Source organism: Agrobacterium sp. SUL3 (genome assembly GCF_001263295.1).
GTDB lineage: Bacteria > Pseudomonadota > Alphaproteobacteria > Rhizobiales > Rhizobiaceae > Agrobacterium > Agrobacterium tomkonis.
This window is the reverse complement of record NZ_KQ414514.1, coordinates 87,265-109,927: the sequence shown is the minus strand read 5'-3', so window position 1 is coordinate 109,927 and position 22,663 is coordinate 87,265. Positions and strand designations below refer to the sequence as shown.

Annotated in this window: 18 protein-coding genes; 8 read left to right on the top strand and 10 right to left on the bottom strand. The window is 56.7% G+C overall.

What is annotated here, in order from left to right; translation table 11 throughout:
• The first annotated feature begins 1,185 nt into the window (after positions 1-1,185).
• From AKG12_RS23360 to AKG12_RS23345, 4 genes are all read left to right on the top strand, one after another.
• Positions 1,186-3,840 (top strand): SMEK domain-containing protein, encoded by a 2,655-nt coding sequence (locus AKG12_RS23360; protein WP_052820612.1) that lies wholly within the window; start codon positions 1,186-1,188, stop codon positions 3,838-3,840.
• Position 3,841: 1 nt separating this feature from the next.
• Entirely contained in the window at positions 3,842-4,207 is a 366-nt protein-coding gene (locus tag AKG12_RS23355) for a hypothetical protein (RefSeq protein WP_052820611.1), read from the top strand.
• Positions 4,197-4,595, top strand: a complete 399-nt coding sequence (locus tag AKG12_RS23350) for a hypothetical protein (protein ID WP_046801307.1) — start codon at positions 4,197-4,199, stop codon at positions 4,593-4,595. Before AKG12_RS23355 ends, AKG12_RS23350 begins: the two co-directional genes overlap by 11 nt.
• Positions 4,596-4,728: 133 nt before the next feature.
• Positions 4,729-5,634, top strand: coding sequence for a radical SAM/SPASM domain-containing protein (locus AKG12_RS23345; RefSeq protein ID WP_197283342.1), 906 nt, complete (start codon positions 4,729-4,731; stop codon positions 5,632-5,634).
• A 485-nt stretch (positions 5,635-6,119) separates the two neighbouring features.
• On the opposite strand, the gene AKG12_RS31105 is transcribed toward AKG12_RS23345, so the two are convergent.
• Entirely contained in the window at positions 6,120-6,680 is a 561-nt protein-coding gene (locus AKG12_RS31105) for a helix-turn-helix domain-containing protein (RefSeq protein ID WP_285277796.1), read from the bottom strand.
• A gap of 61 nt (positions 6,681-6,741) precedes the next feature.
• The gene (locus AKG12_RS23330; protein WP_052820609.1) at positions 6,742-8,088 is read right to left on the bottom strand and encodes an enoyl ACP reductase FabMG family protein; all 1,347 of its coding nucleotides are present in this window, start codon (positions 8,086-8,088) and stop codon (positions 6,742-6,744) included.
• A 106-nt stretch (positions 8,089-8,194) separates the two neighbouring features.
• Here AKG12_RS23330 and AKG12_RS29625 point away from each other — a divergent pair, with 106 nt between their 5' ends.
• Positions 8,195-8,539, top strand: coding sequence for a glutathione S-transferase N-terminal domain-containing protein (locus AKG12_RS29625; protein ID WP_350640720.1), 345 nt, complete (start codon positions 8,195-8,197; stop codon positions 8,537-8,539).
• Between the two features lie 174 nt (positions 8,540-8,713).
• Here AKG12_RS29625 and catB read toward each other — a convergent pair whose 3' ends face one another.
• Positions 8,714-9,343, bottom strand: coding sequence for a type B chloramphenicol O-acetyltransferase (catB, locus tag AKG12_RS23320; protein WP_052820607.1), 630 nt, complete (start codon positions 9,341-9,343; stop codon positions 8,714-8,716).
• Between the two features lie 391 nt (positions 9,344-9,734).
• Here catB and AKG12_RS23315 point away from each other — a divergent pair, with 391 nt between their 5' ends.
• Entirely contained in the window at positions 9,735-10,130 is a 396-nt protein-coding gene (locus tag AKG12_RS23315; RefSeq protein ID WP_052820606.1) for a hypothetical protein, read from the top strand.
• 410 nt (positions 10,131-10,540) lie between these two features.
• Here AKG12_RS23315 and AKG12_RS23310 read toward each other — a convergent pair whose 3' ends face one another.
• The 7 genes from AKG12_RS23310 to AKG12_RS23280 are packed head-to-tail and all read right to left on the bottom strand — an operon-like array spanning position 10,541 to position 19,368.
• A complete protein-coding gene (locus AKG12_RS23310) occupies positions 10,541-11,503 on the bottom strand; it encodes an FAD:protein FMN transferase (protein ID WP_052820620.1) in 963 nt (320 codons plus the stop codon).
• Positions 11,496-12,044 carry a nitrous oxide reductase accessory protein NosL gene (locus tag AKG12_RS23305; protein WP_052820605.1) on the bottom strand — a complete coding sequence of 183 codons (549 nt, stop codon included), beginning with the start codon at positions 12,042-12,044 and terminating at the stop codon, positions 11,496-11,498. The genes AKG12_RS23310 and AKG12_RS23305 overlap by 8 nt, the downstream gene beginning before the upstream one ends.
• Complete coding sequence (locus AKG12_RS23300; protein WP_052820604.1) at positions 12,041-12,868, bottom strand: ABC transporter permease; 828 nt, start codon at positions 12,866-12,868, stop codon at positions 12,041-12,043. Before AKG12_RS23300 ends, AKG12_RS23305 begins: the two co-directional genes overlap by 4 nt.
• On the bottom strand, positions 12,865-13,785 hold the full coding sequence (locus AKG12_RS23295) for an ABC transporter ATP-binding protein (protein WP_052820603.1): 921 nt from the start codon (positions 13,783-13,785) through the stop codon (positions 12,865-12,867). Before AKG12_RS23295 ends, AKG12_RS23300 begins: the two co-directional genes overlap by 4 nt.
• The gene (locus AKG12_RS23290; protein ID WP_156316080.1) at positions 13,782-15,161 is read right to left on the bottom strand and encodes a nitrous oxide reductase family maturation protein NosD; all 1,380 of its coding nucleotides are present in this window, start codon (positions 15,159-15,161) and stop codon (positions 13,782-13,784) included. Before AKG12_RS23290 ends, AKG12_RS23295 begins: the two co-directional genes overlap by 4 nt.
• Positions 15,158-17,071, bottom strand: a complete 1,914-nt coding sequence (gene nosZ / locus AKG12_RS23285; protein ID WP_052820602.1) for a TAT-dependent nitrous-oxide reductase — start codon at positions 17,069-17,071, stop codon at positions 15,158-15,160. Before nosZ ends, AKG12_RS23290 begins: the two co-directional genes overlap by 4 nt.
• Positions 17,072-17,094: 23 nt before the next feature.
• Positions 17,095-19,368, bottom strand: coding sequence for a NosR/NirI family protein (locus tag AKG12_RS23280; protein WP_052820601.1), 2,274 nt, complete (start codon positions 19,366-19,368; stop codon positions 17,095-17,097).
• Between the two features lie 177 nt (positions 19,369-19,545).
• On the opposite strand from AKG12_RS23280, the gene AKG12_RS23275 reads away from it, so the two are divergent.
• Together AKG12_RS23275 and AKG12_RS23270 are read left to right on the top strand one after the other, a co-directional pair.
• Complete coding sequence (locus AKG12_RS23275; RefSeq protein ID WP_052820600.1) at positions 19,546-20,397, top strand: ferritin-like domain-containing protein; 852 nt, start codon at positions 19,546-19,548, stop codon at positions 20,395-20,397.
• Positions 20,398-20,685: 288 nt separating this feature from the next.
• Positions 20,686-22,455, top strand: a complete 1,770-nt coding sequence (locus tag AKG12_RS23270) for a diguanylate cyclase (RefSeq protein WP_046801296.1) — start codon at positions 20,686-20,688, stop codon at positions 22,453-22,455.
• The last annotated feature ends 208 nt before the right edge of the window (positions 22,456-22,663 follow it).

Genomic DNA, 22,663 nt, shown 5'->3' with positions numbered 1-22,663 from the left:
TATGCGTGGTTAGCCCGCAATCCGCAAATTGCAGGTCAGTAAAATTAGTTTGCCCGCAGATTCTCATCCGCCCTCGGTCAAAAATATACAATCCACCAGCGCATATATTTTATATATTTTGCGTTGGTTGTTATATAAATATATGTTTACGGAAGCCGCCCAGGTCGCAACTGGCCTGCCCTCTTCCTATCGACCATCGAATCAAGACTCTCCTTATGGTTGCGTAAGTATTGCTTCTTGAGCTTCCGATTTCGAAGCTTTGCCCTTGCATAAAGAGAACGTGCCAGCCTTCTCCTCATCAGGGCGGTATCTGCACGAGTAGCAAGGACGTACATTTCATAGAGACCCATTGAACATACCTTTCCTATCACGCGACGCAGTTGCGACCGTGTTGTGAGCTTCATCTATCTTTCCATCAGCCTTTCAGCTCGATGGGCATTGCAACGGGGCACTGAAAATTGCCACCTGTGGAAAATAAAGACACTTATCAAGTGCCCCGCATCAGCGGTTATGCCTGTCAGAGCGAGTCCTTCAGCCAATACGTTAGGAGAAATAGAAAGGCCCACCACAAACCAGATTCCATCTTTCCTCCGGTCACGGCCAGAGGACTCTACCTGTCAGAACCCGAAATATGAGAGCGACGTCTCCTCTCACAATCGGCGCTGGCTCAGCGCAAAACCGGAATGTCTCCCGGTTCATAACAGAACAAGGGCAATATAAATCAGGCAGACAGGGCGGGGATGAACGGGGAAACAAAAACCCTTCCCCAAAGCCAAAGAAGCTAGGAGAACAGCCTCAATTCCTTGAAAACATACATCCTTTCAAGTCGAAATATGCAGGGGGCAACCACAGCAGCCAGTCAAAACAACTTTTCACTTTGGCTTCATCGACAAGCTAGCATTATGTTCACTTCTGGCCCAAACTCCTCATGAAGTAAACGCTTGCCCAACGGCGGTTTTGCACCCTCATTTCGGTCCTACGGCATCCCTTAGCCGAGCCCAGATAGCAGACGCAGGACGCACCGGGTGCGGCAGCATGTCACGTTAAGTCCGTGATAGATACAAGATGGCTGCTACGACCTATTGTGGTGATCATGCGATTTTTCGCGCCAAAAACTTGAAGAATTGAATACCATTAAGTAGCAATCAGATAGCGAAGGTTGATGCAGAAGCTGGTCCAGACCGAATGAATAGAGATGAATATTTAAACAATTGCGCAAGGTATCTTGGCCGTCTAGGGCATGAAATAAGGGCGCTTAATGCAGCGGCGCGTTTCGACATCAATTCCGTGACCGAAGATTTCCTGATTCCGCTACTCAAGGAGTTATTCGACTGTCCCGAAATCCAAAACCAGAACGAGATTCAGCAGAACTTTCCTTCTGTAGACCTTGGCTGCCGGAAATCAAAAATCTCGTTCCAGGTTACCACAGACGCCTCTAGCGACAAGGTGGTCAAAACGTTGACGAAGTTCCGAGAACACAACTTGGAAGAGCATTTTAAGCGCGTTTACGTTCTAACAATTACGGAGAAGCAGTCTAGTTATACGGCTAAGGCGTTGAACAACGCGATTTCTACACTTCCCATAAATTTCGATCCCGCAACCGATATCATCGATATCGACGATATCGTTTCGCGCTTGCGCCTTCTTGAGACGACGAAGCTCGGGCGCATCGAGGCATATCTTTCTTCAGAGTTCACGAAACGGGATCAGCACCTGCAATTCCGTGCTGATTTAGACAAATTCCTAGAGTTCTCCAAAAGCAAAATTGATATAGAGAAAAATTCAAAGAAGTACATCCCAAGCATATTTGTCGAAACCCATAAAACAAAAGAGGAGATGCGACTTTTCGCTCATCCTCTGTTTTTTTACAGGAAAGTCCAAGATACCCTCAGAAGGGTTCAATATTCAGATTTAAACGATCTGCTTAAGCTCGGAGACGAACCGAGAGTTAATCTTGAAATACAGAGCGAAATTATAGGTTCTGACCTAGCCACTTTCTCAGAACTATGGTCGTGGCTCGGTGAAGTCGACAGGGCTATCGAAGGAGAGCTTCGCAAGGTTGGGCCCTTGTCCTGGAACCACCGCGAGTATGGGAAAAAGTACTCTCCAAAAGACGAGGATTCGGCTGCTTGGTCGATCGTCCGTTTCCGCGCTGAGAGCATAGCAACCGGGCTTACTTACAAGCTTCAAGAGGCCCGCTCCCTAATTGCTCTAATGCGGAACAAGATTTTCCTGATTACCAGTATGGCTGGACAAGGTAAAACTAACTTCGTCTGCGATCTCGTTGACAGGCAGTTTCGCGCATTCGATCTTCCATGCATTTATATACCGGCGAGGGAATTGAATAGTTATCAGCCTCGCCAGCGCTTGCTCGGATTTATATCTAATAATCGATACGCACCAAATTACTCATCGATCCATCAGTACTTGGATTTTTTCAACAAAGTAGCGACTGAGTTCGAGAGGCCGTTTCTTATAGTTATCGACGGCATCAACGAAGTGAACAATCTCGAGGAGTTTAACGGGGAGCTAAAAGACTTCTGTAACGCCGTCTGCCAATATGATTTGGTCAAGGTTGTGGTTACCTGTCGTAGCGAATTCTTTGATGAGAAGTACGCATCGCTCTTGGATGAACCATTCAGAGATAAAGTCCACAGGGTCTCGGACCTTCGAGCAAAAATGACTGACGCGAGCAAGAGGAGACTTCTCCGATCGTACCTCGATCATTTCCAAATTAGAGGGCACCTTTCTCGCGTCGCGAAAGAGTTTCTGCAGGACGACCTACTGCTTCTTCGGATCTTTTCCGAAAGCCATGAAGGAGAGGACGTCGGTTATATGTCCGACATTTACAAGGGTGACCTGTTTGAAGAATTTTTGAGAAGAAAAATCGAGCTGTTTCCAGACAACTTAAAAGCAGCGGCATTTCCAACGCTGATAAAGATCGTTTCCGCGATGCTCGGCGCTGACGATTTCTCAACGATCTCTGTTCGAGGTTTTTCCGAGGTCGAGAAAGAGATCGTTCGTCGCCTCGTCGCAGATGACGTCATCCTGAGACAGGAAATGACGCCGGCCGGCCTTGCAAGCCTGGGTGAGCTCGTGATCTCATTCACGTACGACGAATTGCGGGACTTCGTTCTCGCCTACAGTTTCGTATCCAACCTGCAAAGCGCAGAGGCCTTGGCGAACGCCCTGTCCGCTCTTTCTGGCCGCCCAATTTTCGAGGGGGTATACCGATACGTCTATTTGCTGGGTCGAAAGCAAGGAGTAAAGGCCGCCATCCAAGCTTGCGAAGCTGCTGACGACTTTTTGCAACACTATTCATTGAGTGTGCATCTGTTGCCCCCAAACGTGCAAAATATGCAAGATGTCGAGCGGTTGAAAGTACTCCTTACAGATACTGTGTTCCCTGATCGGGTGCGGCAAGCTACAATGCTTCTGCTGCGACGTGGAAGCCGAGCAGAATTGTTAAACATCAACATCCTGATCGAGCACCTCAATTGCTTGGATTCAGACAAGCATGACGACCTGATTGTAGTTCTTTTCACCAACAGATATGATTTTTCTACCGACTGGCGAGGAAAGCTAAACCAGTTTGTCGAGCAGGTGTGCGAGGCTAATTCGAACGGTATCTCGGAAGGCCGCCCTGCCGAATGGTGGGCATTCTTCCTGCACATCGCGGCGTCTGCCGGATGGTACGAGCGTGAAAAGGCCGCTGAGCTTTTCACTGCCAATGCAAGCGACGTAATTTTGAACGAGGCATTGCAACTGGTTCTACCCGCAAGGGCGCGGTCCGTCGACACTTTGGTTGCCGAAATTCTGCAATCGATGGAGGCCCAGTGAGATGGATGACGAAATGTTAATTCTGTCCGTAAATGTCATTCCCGAGTTCAGCGATTTTCTGGGCGTTCTCAAGATCAAGAATGCTACTCTTGGTGCACAGCTCTTCAAATCGGTTTACGATCATATCTTCGTAGCTTCTACCGATCTTAGAAGAGAATACGATCGGTACTATTGCGTTGAGTATCCATCTCTTTCCCAATATCTCCAATGTGCACACGATGTATATCTTGAAGAGGACGAGCTGGAGAAGAATCACATACTAGAATTCAGGCAGGACAGTGGCCTCATGAACGATGCCTATGAGGACAACATTCTCGAAACCGTAGTCGACTGCATTCGGAAGTTGGAGGACGAACATGAAAATTAAAATGGATTTTGTTTCTAACAGCTCATCGACGTCATTCGTCTACATATCGAAGGAGATGATTTCGAAGGAGGATTTCTTCGGCGCGGCAGGTGTAAGCGCGGATAGTCCCGTCGCATCGCTATTCGAGTCAATGTTCTACCAGTTAAAGTCTAGCATTGAGCAGGGAGAAACCCTCCAATCGATCGAGGAAGTAGATGCCTTGGAGGGGAAACGTGAGTTTACGAGCGAAGTCTTGGACCGAATGCGCGAAGCAGTAAAGCAGGGAAAAACAGTAACGACGGGACATCTGAGCAGCGAAGAATGCCTCGCGGAAACGGTCCTTTGCACCGAAATATTCGAGATTGAGTCCGAAAGGTTTTACATAAATGCATACGACAACTACTGGTAGTTTGAGTCTCAGAGTAAACCGCTACAAGGACTTGGGATATTCCACGTTCTCTAACGCGCGAACAGGCTTCTTCGCGCGCGTACCAGATGCGGGAAAACCCGAACCATTTTGGTCGCCGCATGGACCAGAGTTGATGGATATATCCATCACGAACTGGTGCGACAAGGGATGTGTGTTCTGTTATAAGTCCTCGACCAAACAAGGCTCCCACATGGCACTGCGGGACTATAAGCGCGTTATTGATGAGGCCGCAGCGATGGGAACGTTCCAGGTCGCCCTCGGGGGCGGCAACCCCAACCAGCATCCAGATTTTGAGGAAATTCTCGAATACACCGCGACTAAGGGGATCGTCCCCAACTATACAACGAACGGTCGAGGCCTGACGAAGAGCATACTCGCGGCGACAAAACAGCATTGCGGGGCGGTGGCGGTGTCGGCCTATCCTCCATACCTTGAAACCGCCGAGACGTTGAGACTGCTTGCCGCCCATAAGATCAAGACAAACGTCCACTTCATTATCGATAGCCACAGCGTCGACACCGCTATCGAGTGGCTCACCACGCCTCCAGAATTCCTAAGACCTATTAATGCTTTAGTCTTTCTGAATTATAAGCCATCCGGGCGAAAGGTCTTTGAGGATCGTTTACTCCGAAACAGCCCAAGAGTTGAAGAGTTCTTCAAATTGGCGACGTCGCCTCAGGCCAAACTAAAGGTCGGCTTCGACGCCTGCTGTGTGAGCGGCGTATTTGCAAGGACGGATGCGAGCACTGCGCTGGTGGACGCTTGCGACGCGGGTCGGTTCTCGCTGTATGTCTCCGAGGACTTGAGGATATATCCCTGTTCGTTTCAAAGTGGATTGGTGGAAGGGGACCAACTGCATGATGAGAATTCCCTTCTCGACATATGGCACAACTCGCCGAATGTCGGTTCATTTAGAGAGTATTTTGCTTCCAACCGATGCGGAGGCTGTTCGCACAAGAAAAATTGCATGAACGGCTGTCCTATCTTTGACCAATTGGTGGTCTGCGGGAACCGGTAAGAATCGTTCTCGACAATTTAGGTAGTTGTTGGAAAGCGCATGTCCACTCCGTTAGATCACCCTGAATGCCTGCTTTCATCAATGATTGTCTTAGGAGCGGACGGTTCGTTCCACGGCCCTAATCGGGCGACGCCTTGCTTGGACCGAATGTCCGCTGTTGGCGTAAAGCGGAAGACCGAAATTGCCCCATTGCGGACCTCCACAGCCCATGCGAATTTGCCTCATGACAGTTGAACAGAACTCAGTGCCGGATAGCGCGCAAACCCAACTCACGCCTGAGGAGTCAACCGTGCTATTCGACCTGTTATCGCGGTGGTGCGAAGACAATGCAATCAATCCAGTAGAGGCCATCATATGGAATGGTGAAATCAAAAAGGGCGCAGCCAGAAACTCCGCCGCGTACTCGAAATACGCCCTCCGTTCCCTGCCACTCCAGGCAAGCGTACCGAGCTTTCTCTCGTTCCCTTCGAGCTCCAGATAAACGCTCATCTGCTGGATTGGCTTGAACTTAATTTCCGGCGCACACGCTGCCTGAGAGGACGGTCAATGACATCCTCGATATTCCGCGGCGGCCGAGCCGGAAACAAGCCTTCGAACTCAGCCTCCGCCTGAAGGGCAAACGCAATTTTCACGAGACTTTCGAGGGAGATTTTTCCGGTCTCTTCAAACAACCTCAGCGATCCGTAAGAGACATTCGATCTTGCAGCCAGTTCACGCTGGGTCAATCCATGCTCGATCCTTCGGCGCTTCATTCTGTCCGCCAGACCCCTGATAATCTCCACCGGGGAAGACAGGTTAAATGCCAACATATTATCACCTAACTGCGGATATGGAGGTTTAATGCCAATATAATGGCATTTATATATTTCCGCAAGTTGGTGATGAAACTGGTCGCAACAGCCGTATTCGGGAAGGTGAAAGTGGTGGCGCAGCCGCCGTCGCGAGCAGCGGCACGACAGAAGGTACCGACGCTCGGATTGACGCGGTTTGGCAATATCCAAGGCATGACAATCGCCGAAGGATTCATCGCTCCATGGCCAAAACACCGAGTTTCCAAGCGATGCCTGGAAGCCTCCACATCACCTCAAGGTGTGCGGTTTCCATTCCCTACGCGACAAGCGGCGCGACAGACTTTGAATGCACGTGGGAAGCGTTCAGTCGGCGAGCCACGATATCGTGGTTGAGCCACAGGACAGGACCGGAGGGTTCGGACGATTCGCCGAAAATCAGCTGCCCGGTTGCCTTCACAACGAGGCCGCTCAGGTGGTCGCTGATCATCACCTTTCTGTCGCGATGCATCTGGGTGATCTCGTTGGACGTGCCGATGGTCAAATCAGCCTGTGCCTGGCTGTTTGCCATGGGCCAGGCCGAAAAATCATAGAATGGACGCATGACCTCGCTGGCCTGCATGGCGGCGATCTTGCCGAAGACCTCTTGCATGGTTAAGCCATCGGCCAGCAATTGCTCGCAGGCCTGCCACTGTTCGTCTGCCCATTGGCCACCGTTTTCTTTCTTCAACGCAAGCAGCAGCGGTATCAGGGGCAGCTCGATACCCGTGAACACATCGGACGAATTGGTGCGGATTTCGGGACAATTATAGACGGTTGCCTTGATGCCTGTCGCCCAGGCCTCCTCCGCAATGCCTTCGAGCCGCATCTTGGCATAACCCTGCGTGTAGTTGGTGTAGGTCTGCCAACGATAGCTTCCGTCAATGACGACGGCTGATCCGTGGTAACCATAGGCCGTGTATCGCACCTGTCCGCCCGAAGCTTCGACGCGCTCGCGGATCGCCGCGCTGAAATCAATAAGATGGCGGAAGGTGTTTGCAGAGACGTCGTCAAAATTCTGCAGGATAAGTTTTCCCAGATCACTGTCGAGCAGGGTCTGCGACGACATGTGGCGGGTTCCGGTTCCCTTGTAGATTCGATTGGCGACGACCAGGAACACCTTCGCCTTCGGGATGCCTCCGGCCATTGTGTGGGCGAAGAAAACATTGCGGCCAGAGGCGATCATGCCATCGAGAACGGCCATGACTTTTGAAAGCGCTTCCTTAAAACGCGCAGTGGCGATGTCGCGGCATTGTCCGACATAGTCCCAGTCGAGCTTGTCGTGTTCCCAGCTCTCAAGCGTCATATTTGCCAGGAGATCTGTGGGCGTTGGGCCGCCTTCGGGCGCATCCAGATCGAAACCCGCCATGAGAGGGATGTTGATGATCCTGCCGCCCAGCTGGGCCTCCGCCGAAGCCAGTTCCTCGGCGTTGAGCGGCCGCAGCACATTGTTCTCGTCGCGCCGCCCGACCGTGATCCCGACAATCTCCATTCCAGCCCGTCTGGCTTCATCGAGCAGGCCGGTGGCATATCCGCGGCCGAACAGTTCGCCGAAAAGGACGAAAACATCGCCTTTATGGAAGACCGTGTTCTCGGAAAGATGATTCAGTGCAAACGGATTTTCCATGCTGTCAGCTCTTTGATTCGTGTGTCGTAGAACAATGGCTCATACGAACTTCACAAACACATGACCGCACAGGCACGGGATGGAAACTCATTTTCGGTGACCGTTTATTTCAAAACGTGAAGTTGGTCGCTGTTGTGCCTGCGCAAACGAGCTGGGTCTCGACGTCGAATTCATCAAGGTCGATCAGAATGATCGCACAACGGATCAAGGGAAGAACTTCTACAACATCAACCCGCATGGCTATATTCCGGCGCTGGAGCTTGAAGACGGCAACCTGCAGCGGGAAGGTCCCGTCACCGTTCAATATCTTGCAGACCGGAGGCCCGAGGCGGGCCTTGCGCCGGCGAATGGAACCTTTGCGCGCTACAGGCTGCAGGAGATGCTGAGCTTTCTTTCGACGGAAATCCACAAGGGCTTCATCCCGCTCCCTTTATGCGCGTCAGGCTGGTGACTATATCGAGACGGTAAGGCCGAAGCTGGCGAGGCGGCTCGAAAATCCATTCTTCAGGAGGGCCGGGAATTGCAGTGACAGGGTGGGCGTCTGGCCTTCACATATCCGGAAACAGCTCCCGGATCAGGAGCGATCGCCGGCCCGCCCCAAGGAGACGAGCCGACAGCTTCAAACCTACAGAATGTCAGATCGCAAGAACCGATACAGCTCCGCGACATTGCCGCTGGTCATGAGCGGCATTGCGGCCTTGAGCCTTTCTGCCGGCCACTCCCACCATTTCATCTCCAGCAGGCGGGCAATGTCATCGTCATCAAACCGCTTGCGAATGGTTCTGGCGGGGTTGCCGCCGACGATGGCGTAGGGTTCGACGTTCTTCGTCACCAGCGCCCGGGTTCCGATGACGGCGCCATCGCCGATCTTGATGCCGGGCATGATGATCGCTTCCGAACCTATCCAGACATCATTGCCGATGACGGTGTCGCCCGCCGGCAGATAGCCATTCTCCGCTCCCTCGAATTCCGGCACCTCCGGCATGAAAAAGAACGGGAAGGTGCTGATCCACTCGTTCCGATGGCCCTGATTGCCCGCCATGATGAAGGCAGCGCCTGAGCCGATTGAGCAGAAGCTTCCGATCACCAGCCTGTCCGCACCCTCATCCGGCAGCAGATAACGGGCGCAATCTTCAAAGCTGTGGCCGTGATAATATCCGGAATAATAGCTGTATTTACCGACGACGAGGTTCGGGTTCTTTACCTGCCTGTCGAGCGTGATGCCCCGGAAGGGGCTTTCGAAATAATTTTCCATTGAGGTAGTCTCACTGCATGTGTTCGCATTCGCTCGCCTTCAGGCAAGCCGACGCCAAGCGTGAAGCCGGGCCGGCTTCCCGCTCGATGCTCCTCGCGCTGCGGCGGGAGCTAGATGCAGGTGATACTCGAGGTTTTTATCATACGGTCTGATTAGCGCAAAAAGCTTCGAAGGCCAAGCCATGCAGACCGGCAGTGTGCGGGAAATCGCTTGGCGCTCGTCACCAAACTTGGAGCTGTTTGACCTATCGCACAGACGAAGCACGCGCGATGCCACAGAGTAATCCGTAACGTCATGTCATCCCCGCCGTGGCACTTGTCCGTCTCGGGTGAATCGACGGGATGGGAATATAAAGCGAATTTCAGAGAGTGTTCGGGCGGGAATTCCGGCAATGATCACAAAGGCGACGACATGGCAGAAGGGGATGCGCATTCTGTGCGCGCTTGCCCTGTTCGCCATCGGTTTCGCCCATCGCGTGCCGGTGGCAGAAGCCGGTTTTGCCGGAACTGAAATCTCCGCCTATATGCTGCCTGATGGCAGCCTGCCGGATCTTTGCCACACTTTCGATCACGACGATGGCCAGTCCCACCCCGACCGGCACGCCGTTGTTCCAGTCTGCGAGGTTTGCCGGATCGTGGCCGGCATCCTGCTGCCGCAACCGGCCGATATGACCGGCATGCCGCTCCTCATCGAGACCGGTAAAGGTTTCGTGGCGGATACGGCCGCGTTCAGGCCATCCGTTCTTCTGATGAGCGCCGCGCCGCGCGCGCCACCTCTTTCCGCCTGACCGCATGAAAGGCGTGTCCCTGCGACAGCCCTAGGTCCTGCGGGCCGGCAAACGGGTTTCTCTCCTTCCCTCCCCGATGCCGCCCCAAAGGCCGGCCATGGCAGCCGTTTTTCCGGAACGGCGCCGGATTTCCGGCCCTTCCGCCACATTGATCGGCGGGGGCGTCGGGATCGGACGGGCTGGCAGGCGACACGCACTTTCCGGCTGGCACTTGCTGGCGTGCTCGCCAACTTGCTTTCTGGCCTCGCCTTTCCGGCCTTGTATCTTCGAGATTGGCCAATATTACCGTAAAAGACCTGCGGGACAGGGAAGTGACGATCCCCGGCACTGGTTCTGATGGCGATGCACGACCTCAATCTCGCGGCGCGACACGCGCGACATACGCAAAACCGCTTCTGAAACCTGCGCGTTCAGGCGCGCAGATACACCTCGACATTGCGAAGCGATGCGCGCAGCGTTTCCACCTCGCGCTCATCCATCAGGCTGAAGGCGGTCGATAGCGCATCGGCTGTGGCCGCATCCTCGGAAACCACCGAGACCCGCACATAACGGCGCGCGCTCAGGCCGGTGCGCGGATCGAGGATATGACTGAATTTGCCGGCGCGGTCGAACTGGAACCCGGCGCCCGCCGAGGTCGCCACGGCACGGTCGGTGATATCGAGAACCATGTCAGGAAGGGTGGCATCTTCCGATTGCGCAAGACCGATGCGCCACGGCGCGCCTTGCGCATTATTGCCGATGGCTCGATTTTCGCCCATATCCACCAGGCTGCTGGTCACACCCGCATCCCGCAGCAGGGCAACGATGCGGTCGGTAATATAGCCCTGGGCAATACCGTTCAGCGTCAACGCCATGCCGCGCTGCCCCAGTGCAACACGGTTCGCGTCGAAACTTACCTTGTCGAAGCCCACCAGCGCCAATGCCTTTCTCATATCCCGTGCGGATGGGCCGGCGGGATCGGCGTCATCGCGCAAAAAATGCCGGGCATGCAGCAGCCAGAGCGGCTGTATCGTCGGATCGAAACGTCCGTCCCCAAGCCCATGGAAGCTGCGGCACAATTCCAGCAGCTCCACCATTTCGGAGGGCGGCGCGGCAAGGACGCCGGTGCGATTAAGCTCGCTCAGTGCCGATTCCGGCCGAAACAGGCTGAAAATACTTTCGAGGCGCGCCACCTCGACTACCACCCTGCGCAGGAGGCGCTCCGCCTCTGCAGGGTTTTGATGATTGAGCACAAGCGTTGCCGGCGCGCCGAGTGCCTGTCCCCGCCAGACAACGGGGGAGACTGAGCCAAAACCCCTGTCAGGTAAAAGCGGCAGGCCCGCAAAGGCAGCCATGAGCGTGATGAAGCGGCGACGGCCCGGTTTGTTATCCATGATCATGCGCCCCCTCCTCGGCCGGATCGTCCGCCGCCTCGCCACCGGCGCCAAGAATGTAATTCTCGGGCAGATCGTTGAATTTCACGACTTCGCCGCCGTTCTTGCCGACGAATTGCCTTGCTGCCGCCTCCTCGGAAAAGGGCACGGCTTCCTCCGCGCCCATGCCGCCGCGCAGGGAGCTGCCGATCACGAAGAAGGCCTTGCGCGCGTCGATCCAGTTCTCCGCGCCGGGCTTTTCCCAGCTTGCAGCCTTGCCCATATCGGACACGTAAATAGCCGCGATCTCCTTCGGTTCGTCCGGCAGCATGGTGAAGGCCACAGTGTCCCGTGCTGAGGAGAACCATATGGCCTCCGGTATCTGGCGCAGGATGATCTGCCCCTTCGGCCCGGCATGTTCCAGTACGTTCATCCCGCAATATCGCCCCATGGCCTCGGCGGTGAGCGAAAAGGGCAGCGGCGTTTCCACCTGCTGCTCATTTTCGCAGGCGGCAAGCAGCAACGAAGCCACAAGAACAAGGGCAAAACGGACCGTTTTCATACGTCCCTCCTTGAGAAAAACAGCGAGGCGAGGCCCAGCGGAACAACCGTCCAGGCGCAAAGGGCGGCGAGCAGGACGCCACCGGTGAGGATGGAGTTTTTGGCAAGCCCGCCCATGCCGGAAAGGGCCGCCGCCCCACCGCTGCCGAGATTGAGGAGCCGATAGGCATCCGTCGGATTGGCGAGTAGCAGGAAATCCAGCAATCCGCCGGGCAACGAACGGCCCTGTGCCGCCACCAGCCCGCCAAGCAGGGCCATGTCGTAGATCAGCACGAAAAACAGCCAGATGCCGATCGTCACGCCGCCGGCCGTGCTGCGCTCCGAAGATAGCGCGCTGACGAGATAACCGATGGCGACGAAGACCGCACCAAGCAGCACGGACGATGCCGTCATGGAAATAAACGACAGCCAGCCCTCAAGACCGGTGGCGCCGCCCATCAGCGCGAGCGCAAGCGCCGCCGTGCCATATCCGCAGGTGGTGGCGAAGCAGAGGATGGCGATGTGGCCGAGAAATTTGCCCAGAACGATCTGGCTGCGCCCCACCGGATAGGCGAGCAGCAGCAGCATGGTGCCACGCTCCACCTCACCCACGATGGCATCATGGGAAATCAGCAGCGCAATCAGCGGCACAAGGAAGATCGTCAGGCTGGAGAGACTGACGATGACCACATCCATGCGGCTGGCGCCGACATTGCCGGTCGGCGCGCTGCCGAGAAACGTCAGCGTCAGGGCGAGCATTGCCAGCAGCAATGTCGTGGCCAGCACCCAGCGATTGCGCATGCCTTCGCGAATTTCCTTCCCCGCAATGATCAGGATGTTGCTCACGACGCGGCCTCCTGGCTGTTCAGGAAATGGGCATAGAGATCATCGAGCGTCGGTTCGATAAGGCTCAGGGCTTCGATACCGGCGGCAGCCGCAGTGAGGCGGTGCAGCAGTGGCAGCCTTGCGGCATGCGCCACCTCCGTCTCGTAAGCGCCATCTCCGGTCGGTGTCCATCGCACCGCGGGATCGGCAGGTGCCGAGGCTCCGCCCCCGCCAGTCGGGCGGATACGGATACGCGACGGCAGGCTGGCGATCCGTCTCAGATCATCCAGCGTGCCATCGGCAATGCGCACGCCACGATTAACGATGATGACCCGTCCGGCGCGGTCTTCCAGCTCTCCCAGCGCATGCGACGACAGGAGGATCGTCGCGCCGCCTGCCCGCAATTCATCGACGAGGTTGTAGAAATTGCGCCGTAGGGCCGGGTCGAGGCCGCTGGTCGGTTCATCGAGCAGCAGAACCCTTGGTGCACCGAGCAATGCCTGGGCAAGGCCAAGCCTCTGCCGCATACCCTTGGAATAGGTGCGAATAGGCCGGTCGGCGGCCGCAGCGGCAAGGCCGACACGCTCGAACAGGCTGTCTGCGGATTGCATGGGCACCCGCTTGAGGCGTGCGTAAAAGGCAAGCGTTTCCCGCCCCGTCAGTGCGAGGTGGAAAGACACGCTTTCCGGCAGGTAGCCCAGCGCCTGACGCACGGCGAAATCGCCATTCGCCGGGTTCTCGCCCAGCACCTCCACATGCCCCGACGTCGGGCGAATAAGCCCGAGCAGCAATTTGATCAGCGTGGTTTTTCCGGCGCCGTTGTGGCCGACCAGAGCTACGGTCTCCCCTTCATGAAGGTTAAAGCTCAGCTCGCGCAGGGCATTGACCTTGCCGCCATAGGTCTTGGTCACATCGTGAACGCTTACGGTCGGGTTCATGAGCGTGGCTCCCTGGGGGGCTGCGGCGGCGACATCAAGGGATGACTGTCGGTGACCCCACCCGGCAAAAGGGCAGGAAACCGCGCCTGCGCCCAGCGCACCACCTGCACGGCGGGGCTGCTGGTCAGCACCCGCGCCTGCGGCGCGGTCCACAGCACGCGGTCAATCAGATCATTCGGGCGATAGGGATTGTCGGCGATGCCGTCACCATCCAGATCGAAAGCGGGATTATCGCTCCAGTAATTGCCGCGTCCCTTTTCCGACCAGTCGACATAACGCGTGCCGACATATTTGACTTGGTTGCGATTGGCGATGAAGGCATTGCCGCTCATCATGTTGCCTTCCGAACCGGCGGTGAAATGAATGCCAATATCGCACCCCTCGAAACGGTTGTCGCGCAGGCGGTTGCGGTTGGCATTGTAGATGAAGACGCATTTTTCCGGCCCGGGCCGCATTCCCGAGGTATCCGCGGCAGCCTCGTCATCGGCGGCCGGCACACCATGTTCCTGCGAGCGGATGCCGCGTTCGCTCCAGCGCGATGCGGGCTGCATATGGCCGCGCACCGTATTGCCGGTGACGGTGGAACTGTTGGCGTAATTCAAAAGCAGGCCGTGGTCCCGGTCGCCATCGGAGACGTTTCCGGTGATCTTCAGGCGGCTGGAAAACATGATGGCGTATCCCACCGAATTGCCGGTGGAGACATTATCGCTGATCTCGCTGTCATTGGTGTACATGTAGTGGATGGCAAATCGTAGATTGCTGAACCGGTTACCACTGAACACGTTGCGTTTGCTGGCATTGGTGGCGATGCCGTCGCGTCCGAAGCTGATGTCGTTGCCGGTGACGCGTGCGCCGGGCGCGTTCCACAGGGTCACGCCGTTGCCGGTTTCGCTTAAACGGCCTTCACCCGTACCTATAATGACATTGTTGCGCGCGATGGAATCGTCGGCGCCATGCAGATAGACGCCATACAGATTTTCTTCGAAGCGGCTGTTTTCGACAATGGCCCGTTTGGCGGTGCGGGCAACGAACACGCCCGAATTCATGTCTTCCAGCGAACCGCCTGAACCGGATACGATAATGCCGCTGAAGATCACGTCTTCGGCGGTGATGGTGACGACACTGCCCTGACCGGTGCCACGAATGGCCGCACCCGGCTCGCCGCGCAGAGTAATGGACGTGCCAATGGTCACCGGCCCGGAAAAATCGCCGCTTTCCAGCACCAGTTCGTCGCCCGTCTGTGCACGGTCGATGGCTTGTTGAAGTATTGGGGTCGCGGCAGCGGAAAGGCGGATGGTTTCAGCACCCGCCAGGCCGGGAATGGCGGCGATCATCGCCACCATTCCCCATCTCGCCGCATCTTGGAGATGCCTCATGCCTTCTTCGGCTCCACCAGCATGCGGCCCTTCATTTCCATGTGCATGGCATGGCAGAACCATGAGCAATAATACCACCACACACCGGGCTTATCGGCCTTGAAGGTGACGGATGCCGTGGCTTGCGGCGCCACTTCCATGTTGATGCCGTAATTGATGATCGAGAAGCCGTGGGTCAGGTCTTCCACCTCGTCGATGTTGGTGACGTAAACCGTCACCTCATCACCCTGCTTGACGGTGAAGCTTTCCAGACCGAAGGCAGGTGCCGCCGAGGTCATGTAGACGCGAACCTTGTCGCCGTCGCGAATGACTTCGGAATCGATCAGCAGATCGATGTTGTCGGCTTTCGCCTGCGCCACCGCATCGGCAAAGAAGCTGTCGTCACGGCTCCAGATGCTGACCGGGTTGATCTTGGAATTATGGACGATGGTGGCGTCATGCGGCTCGGCAAAGGTGGGATTGTCGTGAACAAGCACCATCTCGTCGCCGGAAATATCGATCAGCTGATCGTTTTCCGGTTTCAGCGGGCCGACGTTCAAATACCGGTCCTTTGAGAACTTGTTGAGCGAGATCAGCCATTTGCCGTCCGCATCCTTGGTCTGGCCCATGGATGTGTGGTTGTGGCCGGGCTGATACTGCACATCGAGCTTCTGACGGACCGGATTAACCTTCTCGCCCTTGTAGGCGCGTTTGGCATCCTCAAGGTTCCACTTGCAGATCTGGCTGTCGATGAACAGCGTCGTGTAGCAATTGCCGCGACCGTCATAGGCCGTGTGAAGCGGGCCAAGACCGAGTTCGGGTTCGGCAACGACGGTATCACGCGGCTTGATCTTGTCGGCGAAAAGGTCGTCGAACAGCCGGACGTCGAAGACGGTGACCGTCGGCGACAGCTTGCCATTGGCAACGACGTGGATACCATCCGGCGCAGTGTTCATGCCGTGCGGGCCGTTGGACACCGGGATGTAGCGGGTGAATGGCGAGCCATGGCGACCATCCACAACAGGCACGCCACCCATTTCCTTGAACTCGCCCTTGGCGACGGCTTCCTCGATGCGCTTCAGGTTGAAGACGACGATCCAGTCCTGATCCTTCGCCATCATTTCCTCGAGGTTCACGCCCTCTTCGGAATTGTAGCAGGTGGCGAAGGCATATTTGCCCTGATAGTCGGCATCGACATTGTCGAGATTGCCGTCGACCATGACCTGCCAGGCAACCTTCATCGTATCGCCGTCAATGGCCGAGAAAATCGCGTGATACTGTTTGTGATCATCGAGAACCGAACCGTCATTGGGGATCGGCACCCGGTCCTCGCCATTGGCGAAGACATAACCGGTGCGCGGATATTTCTGCACGCGCAGGCCGTGAACCGTGTGCTGGTTGGGCAGCTGGATGATCTTGTCACATTTCATCACGTCAAGGCGGATGCGGCAGACGCGGGTATTGGCCTTGTCATTGGCGAAGAGATAACGGCCGTCATAGGTGCCTTCCGTAAAGGATGGATGCGGGTGGTGCAGGTCACCGTTGAGGTAGATGTCGCCCTTGTCCTTCAGATATTCCTTCGTTTCAGGCAGCAGCCCCTCCGTCAGGATCTTGCGGCTTTCATTGGTCTGACCCCAGCCGGTGGCGCTATCGCGGTTAAAGACGGGAATACGCATCAGTTCACGCATCGACGGCAGGCCGAGAATGCGCAGTTCACCGCTATGGCCGCCTGAGAAAAAGACGTAATATTCGTCCAGTTCGCCGGGCTTGACCTCGAAGGCCTGTCCGCCTGCGGCGAGCGCCGGTGCCGCCGTGATGCTGGAAACCACCAGCGCGCCGCCGACCGTCGCCGCGCCCGCCACCGCGGCAACCGCCGTGGAGCCGAGAAGCTGGCGCCTGCTGAGGCCAGTTTCGATATTTCGATCCGACATGTCTTCTCTCCTTTGATGGTGGCTCAGGCCTGTTCGCCAGCCACTCCTTCATCTGTGCCGATCGGTTTGCCCTTGTGGGTAACCACGGTTTTCGGACGCTCTTTTCCCTTTTCCGGAGGGGTGGAGAGCGCCGCGAATTTTTCCCGCTTCAGCCGCACCTGAATCATGTGCGGACAGCGGTGGTCGTCCTGGTAAAGTTCCTGGCAATGCATGCAGTAGATGCACTCGTTGACGTTGATCTGCCCTTCGGGATGGATCGACTGCACGGGACATTCCTTGGCGCAGCGCTGGCAGGGCGAGCCGCATTCCGGCCAGCGTTTCAGCCATTCGAACATGCGCAGGCGACCGGGAATGGCGAGTGCTGCGCCGAGTGGGCAGAGATACCGGCAGTAGAAACGTTCGATGAAAAGACCGGCGGCGAGCAGCGTCAGCGCAAAGATCGCGAAGGGCCATTCGCGGGCGAATTTCAGAATGATCGCCGTCTTGAACGGTTCGATCTCGGCAAAGGTCTCCGCCAGCGCAAGCGAATAAAGCGACAGGCCGAAGAGGCCGAGGAAAATGATGTATTTGACGGGCCAGAGGCGCTCATGCAGCCCCCAGGGCAGCTTGACCTGCGGCACCTTCAGCCATTTCGCGACGCCGTTGGTCAGTTCCTGCAGCGCACCAAAAGGGCAGAGCCAGCCGCAGAAAGGCCCGCGCCCCCAGAACAGCAGACCCGCTGCAACCGCTGCCCAGAGAATGAAGATCAACGGCGCGGACAGGAAGAAATCCCAGTGGAAACCGGAGATAAGCGCATTGATGAAAGTCAGGACATTGACCACCGAAAGCTGCGCATTGGCATACCAGCCGAGCCAGACCAGCGCGAAGACCAGATAGCCGCGCCTGATCCAGCCGAACAGCCTGGGCCGTTTGACCAGCCAGTCCTGAAAGAAGAAGATGGCGGTGAGAACCAGCAGCCCGGCAAAGGTTATGGCGACCGAGACGCGGTTCATTTCCCATATGCTGACCCAGAGCGGCACGTTTTCCAGATCGAACGGCACATCTGCCGGCATCGTTGCTGCGGTTGCCGGTGGGGCGACGGGTGGGGCTGCGGGCGTCTCGATGCTGACGTAGCCGTCTGGCAGCGTGTAGCCGAGATCGTATGGCATCGTCGCCTTGTCCCGCACTCCCGTGGTGCGCTGCACCAGCAACTGTAACTCCCACGGTTCCGTCACGTCGAAAGCGAAACTGTCAGGGATCACGTAAAGGGCGATTTCACGCAGATGCGGCGCGCCCTCGGCGGCGATCTGCGTCAGCCGCGTGTGATCCCGATCGCGGAAGCGAATGCCCTGCCCGTCCTGAAGCAGCTCGATACGGTCGAAAATACCGCCTCGTACATAACCCGACCCTTTGAACGAATAGGCGCCGTCACCCGCCACGAGAATGGCGGACTGACCCGGCTTCAGGCGTTTTACCAGCCTTCCGTAACCTTCTTCACCCAGCAGGCTGCGGCCGATGGCGGGAACGCTGACCGGAGCGACGTAGAGATCGATGAACGGGTCCTGCGGATTGGGCGCTTCCGGTGTCCGGGCCGCATCCGGCTGGCCGGCCTTTGCAAAGGCATCCGAGACTTCACCGACACTGAGGCGCAGGGCGCGGATGGAACCATCGCCGAGCAGCGTCTGCCAGTCGGAAACCTCCTGTTTCGAAACATCGAGTTTTTTGACCGGCTGCGGCGACGCTGCTGCGATCGCGGCATGTGTGCCTTCTCCCAGCCTGCCGCTGCGAATGAGTTTGACCGCCGAGCGGACGACGCTGTCGCCCATCACAAGAACGGTCACCGTCGCGCCGCTGACGATATCGACCTGTGGCGGGCGTTCCGCACGGGTAGCGACCTTGGCCAGATCGCGGCCGATCACCGAATTCAGCGCAGCCACAACCCGGGTTTCCGGTATGCCGATCAGCACGATCGGTTCCTTGTGATCGACAAGCTTCAGACCACGCACGACGCCGGCCCTGTCAATGCCGACAACGATGTGAATCGGCTTTCCTGAATAGCCGGTCGAATTGGTGAAATCCGAGTTGAGGTAAGCGTAACCGGCGATATCGCTGCCCTTGTAGACGGGCACGATGGCAGGCTCCCCCACCGGCTGGCCAAAGCGGTCGGCCGCGGCAAACAACTCTGCCGGCTGAACCTTCGCGAGATAATCGACAAGACTGCCGGCAGCGAAGGCCTGGCCTGCGAGGGTGAAAAGCGCGATCAGAAAAGAAAGAAAAACAGCCAGACCTTGTTTCCCGATATGAGTATTTTTCGGCATTGGGCATTCCATCGGGGTGCGACAAGACGTTCACTCCCACGCTAGGCCATGTCGCATCGGTCGGGCCTCGGTGGGTTGAATGCAAAATAGTCGCGCCGCCGGATGCCTCATTGATCCTGAACAAATACCGCGTTGTTTGATGTGGCAGTGTGGGACAAGGATTTTGAAGAGAAACCCATGTCTAGACTGAATGCCGAACCGCCCGTTCTGACGACGATGCACGCCGTGCTGGAAACCGCAGCCCGCATGGAACAAGAATCGATCGACGGCTATGTCGCCCTCAGACAACGAATGCTAGATGAAAACCAGCCGGCGCTTGCCGCCGTTTTCGAACGGCTGATTGCCGAGGAGGAAACCCATCTGCGTCAGGTCGGCGTATGGGCTGCCGAGACGGTGCCGACCGACACTGCGGGCACCATCGCCGCCCCGGACCTTTCACCCATGTTCGATGCCGAAGGCGCCGATATGGTGCCGCCGGAAACGCTCGACGCCTACCGCGCTTTTTCGGCTGCCGTCAGGAACGAGGAACGGGCATTTGTGTTCTGGAGCTACGTTGCCGCCCAGGCGCCCAGCGCCGACGTGCGGCAGGCGGCGGAAAAAATGGCGCGCGAGGAACTCGGCCATGTCGCGACGATGCGCCGGGAAAGGCGCCAGGCGTTTCATGCCGCAAGGGTCGCCGCACCACCGGGAGACGCGCCGGATATTCTCGGGCTGGAGGAGCATTTTTTAAAACTCCTTATCGCTGTGGCAGAATGGCAGGACGATCAGACATCAAGGGCATTTATCGAGGAAACGCAGGCGCGGATCAGCTCCATCCCCGGCCTCACATTTCGTCACAAGCCACGATTGTCCGGACAACTGGATCTGGTGCTTGGTCAGCCGGTTACGCTTTGCGGCATCCTGCTCGACTATTATCTCGACGGGATGAACTGCGAAAAATCCGAACCGGCTCTGAACTTCTGCGCTGCCGCCGCGTCACAGCTCGTCCGTTGCCTCGCCTTCCTGCGCAGCCTTGCTTCCGCTGCTTGATGGCGTTCTGCGCACGTTGAGAACGGGCGGCAGAAGCACTCGAAACTCCACCTGCATCCTGGAGCCGGATGTCATTGACTGCGACAATCCGCTGGGCAAGATAGCCCTGCCGAAACCGCCATATGAAAGTGAAATCTCTGACGGATTTTCAGGCGATCGGTGCTCACGCACGATAATCTCCGGCAGGTTAACTTCCCGTTTTGACGAGATGCCCTAAAATAAGCAAACTCTGATATTGGATTCGCCGCACCCGGTTGTCATGGCTTGCGGCAAGCAGACGGCGCCATCATGCGACTTAGCACCATCACGAACCTGGCCTATGCCGTGACCCTCGTACTCACGACGGTATCGGCGACTACATTCATTCTGTCAGCCAGAAGCGCTTCTCAAGAGCGAGCGGCCATCCAGGATCACCTCCAGTTGAACGATCTTGCCGAGGAACTGGCAATCATTGCGGATGAGCGCACCGAGGAAGCGCGTCTTTACGTCATGCGAGGCGACGAACAGCACCTGGCGAAATTCTACGTCGACGAAGATCAGGAAAAGCACCTCGAAAATACCCTAGATAAACTCTCCGCGCTCGGTCTTTCGCCGGAAGAGGCAGGATCATTTCAGGAGATACGCAAGAGCGCCGACGCGCTGGACAGGATGGAGCGCGAGGCCATCGGTTTCTATAGATCAAGTCGCCAGAACGCCGCACAACAGATCCTGTTCGGAGATGAGTATTATCGGCTGCATACGGGCCTGCTGAACACCGTCGCGACCTTGAGAGAGGGTATCGCGGTCCGCTCACAAGCAACGGTTGACCAGGCCAAAAGCCGAAGCGATTTCTACGGATCGATCGCCAAGGTGATGCTTGCACTCACCGCCCTGATGTTTGTGGCCGTACTTTACTTCGTCCTTACCAGACGTGTTGCTGCGCCGCTTATCCGGATGAGCAATATCGTTACGCGCCTTGCCAGGCAGGACTACAGTATCGATGTGCCCGACGAGGGACGTCGCGACGAAATCGGCGACATGAACCAGGCCATCCGCATCTTCCGCAGCAACGGGCTTGAGCGGGACCGGCTTGACGCGGAGCACCGCAAGAACCAGCGCATAAAGGACCTGATCCTGCAAATGATGCATCGGATTCAGGCATGTCAAAATCAGGATGAATTGTCCGACGTCGTTTCAAAATTCATGCCGCAGATTTTCCCCGCCATCGCCGGCCGCCTGCTTGTCATCAAAGAACACAGCTCAGTTCTCCAATCGACGGGCCAATGGTCCAATCCATCGTTTTCCGCTCCGGAGTTTTCGATCGACGATTGCTGGGCGCTCCGGCGCGGGCGCCCCCATGCCAGTAACCCTGATGGAGACGACGTCGCCTGCCATCACCTCAAGGAGGGTTTCGGAACCGGCCTGTGTATACCACTCACGGCATTGGGTGACACCGTCGGTCTGTTGTATCTTGAAATTCCGCAGGGTAACGAGACACTGGAGACCGAGAGACTATATCTGGAACTCCTCGCCGAGAATGTCGGCCTTGCCGTCGCAAATCTCCAGCTTCGGCAGCGACTGGTCGGCATGGCGAGACAGGACGCCCTGACGGGTCTCCTGAACCGCCGGTCTCTTGATGAGGAACTGAACAGGCATATTGAGAAGCCAAGCCAAAATCTCGCCTGCCTGATGCTCGACATAGACCATTTCAAGCGCTTCAATGACCGTTTTGGCCACGACGCCGGAGATGCGGTGATGCAATATGTCGCCCAGGTCCTTTCAGAAGCCATTGGTGGTCTAGGTGAATTATTCCGTTTCGGCGGCGAGGAATTCACCGTGCTCATGCCGGCTTCGGGTATTGAAGATGCCATCAAGGCGGCGGAGAAACTGCGACACGCCGTCGAGCGCGCGCCACTGACCTACCGCGGTCGCCTGCTTGACCCCATTACCATATCGATCGGCATCGCAACGTCACCGGCCGCCGGGACCGTGAGCAGCGTGTTGGAACGAGCGGACGCTGCGCTTCTAAACGCCAAGCAGACAGGTCGGAACAGGTGGGTTTCCTCAGACGAACTGTAAATTGAAGAGCCTCCAACCCGTTACGGTATAGGCTCCTGTCCAGTATGCGAAACCGATCATTCCGGTAGGCGAGACCGCCCCAAATCCGTCCTTCATCGCGATGTCAGCGTTCAAACGGGATCCACGCACATGCACATCCGAACATTGTGCAACGCACAAAATTCGGAGGAATAGGCATGAAATTCGGATTTTTAGATACATATCATCC

Coding starts and splice junctions, on each gene's coding strand:
- AKG12_RS23310 (WP_052820620.1), bottom strand. CDS start 11,503: ATGGATAACAAACCGGGCCGTCGCCGCTTCATCACGCTCATGGCTGCC.
- AKG12_RS23345 (WP_197283342.1), top strand. CDS start 4,729: ATGGATATATCCATCACGAACTGGTGCGACAAGGGATGTGTGTTCTGT.
- AKG12_RS23350 (WP_046801307.1), top strand. CDS start 4,197: ATGAAAATTAAAATGGATTTTGTTTCTAACAGCTCATCGACGTCATTC.
- nosZ (WP_052820602.1), bottom strand. CDS start 17,071: ATGTCGGATCGAAATATCGAAACTGGCCTCAGCAGGCGCCAGCTTCTC.
- AKG12_RS23330 (WP_052820609.1), bottom strand. CDS start 8,088: ATGGAAAATCCGTTTGCACTGAATCATCTTTCCGAGAACACGGTCTTC.
- AKG12_RS23355 (WP_052820611.1), top strand. CDS start 3,842: ATGGATGACGAAATGTTAATTCTGTCCGTAAATGTCATTCCCGAGTTC.
- AKG12_RS23280 (WP_052820601.1), bottom strand. CDS start 19,368: ATGCCGAAAAATACTCATATCGGGAAACAAGGTCTGGCTGTTTTTCTT.
- AKG12_RS23360 (WP_052820612.1), top strand. CDS start 1,186: ATGAATAGAGATGAATATTTAAACAATTGCGCAAGGTATCTTGGCCGT.
- AKG12_RS23270 (WP_046801296.1), top strand. CDS start 20,686: ATGCGACTTAGCACCATCACGAACCTGGCCTATGCCGTGACCCTCGTA.
- AKG12_RS23295 (WP_052820603.1), bottom strand. CDS start 13,785: ATGAACCCGACCGTAAGCGTTCACGATGTGACCAAGACCTATGGCGGC.
- AKG12_RS23315 (WP_052820606.1), top strand. CDS start 9,735: ATGATCACAAAGGCGACGACATGGCAGAAGGGGATGCGCATTCTGTGC.
- AKG12_RS23290 (WP_156316080.1), bottom strand. CDS start 15,161: ATGAGGCATCTCCAAGATGCGGCGAGATGGGGAATGGTGGCGATGATC.
- AKG12_RS23305 (WP_052820605.1), bottom strand. CDS start 12,044: ATGAAAACGGTCCGTTTTGCCCTTGTTCTTGTGGCTTCGTTGCTGCTT.
- AKG12_RS23275 (WP_052820600.1), top strand. CDS start 19,546: ATGTCTAGACTGAATGCCGAACCGCCCGTTCTGACGACGATGCACGCC.
- catB (WP_052820607.1), bottom strand. CDS start 9,343: ATGGAAAATTATTTCGAAAGCCCCTTCCGGGGCATCACGCTCGACAGG.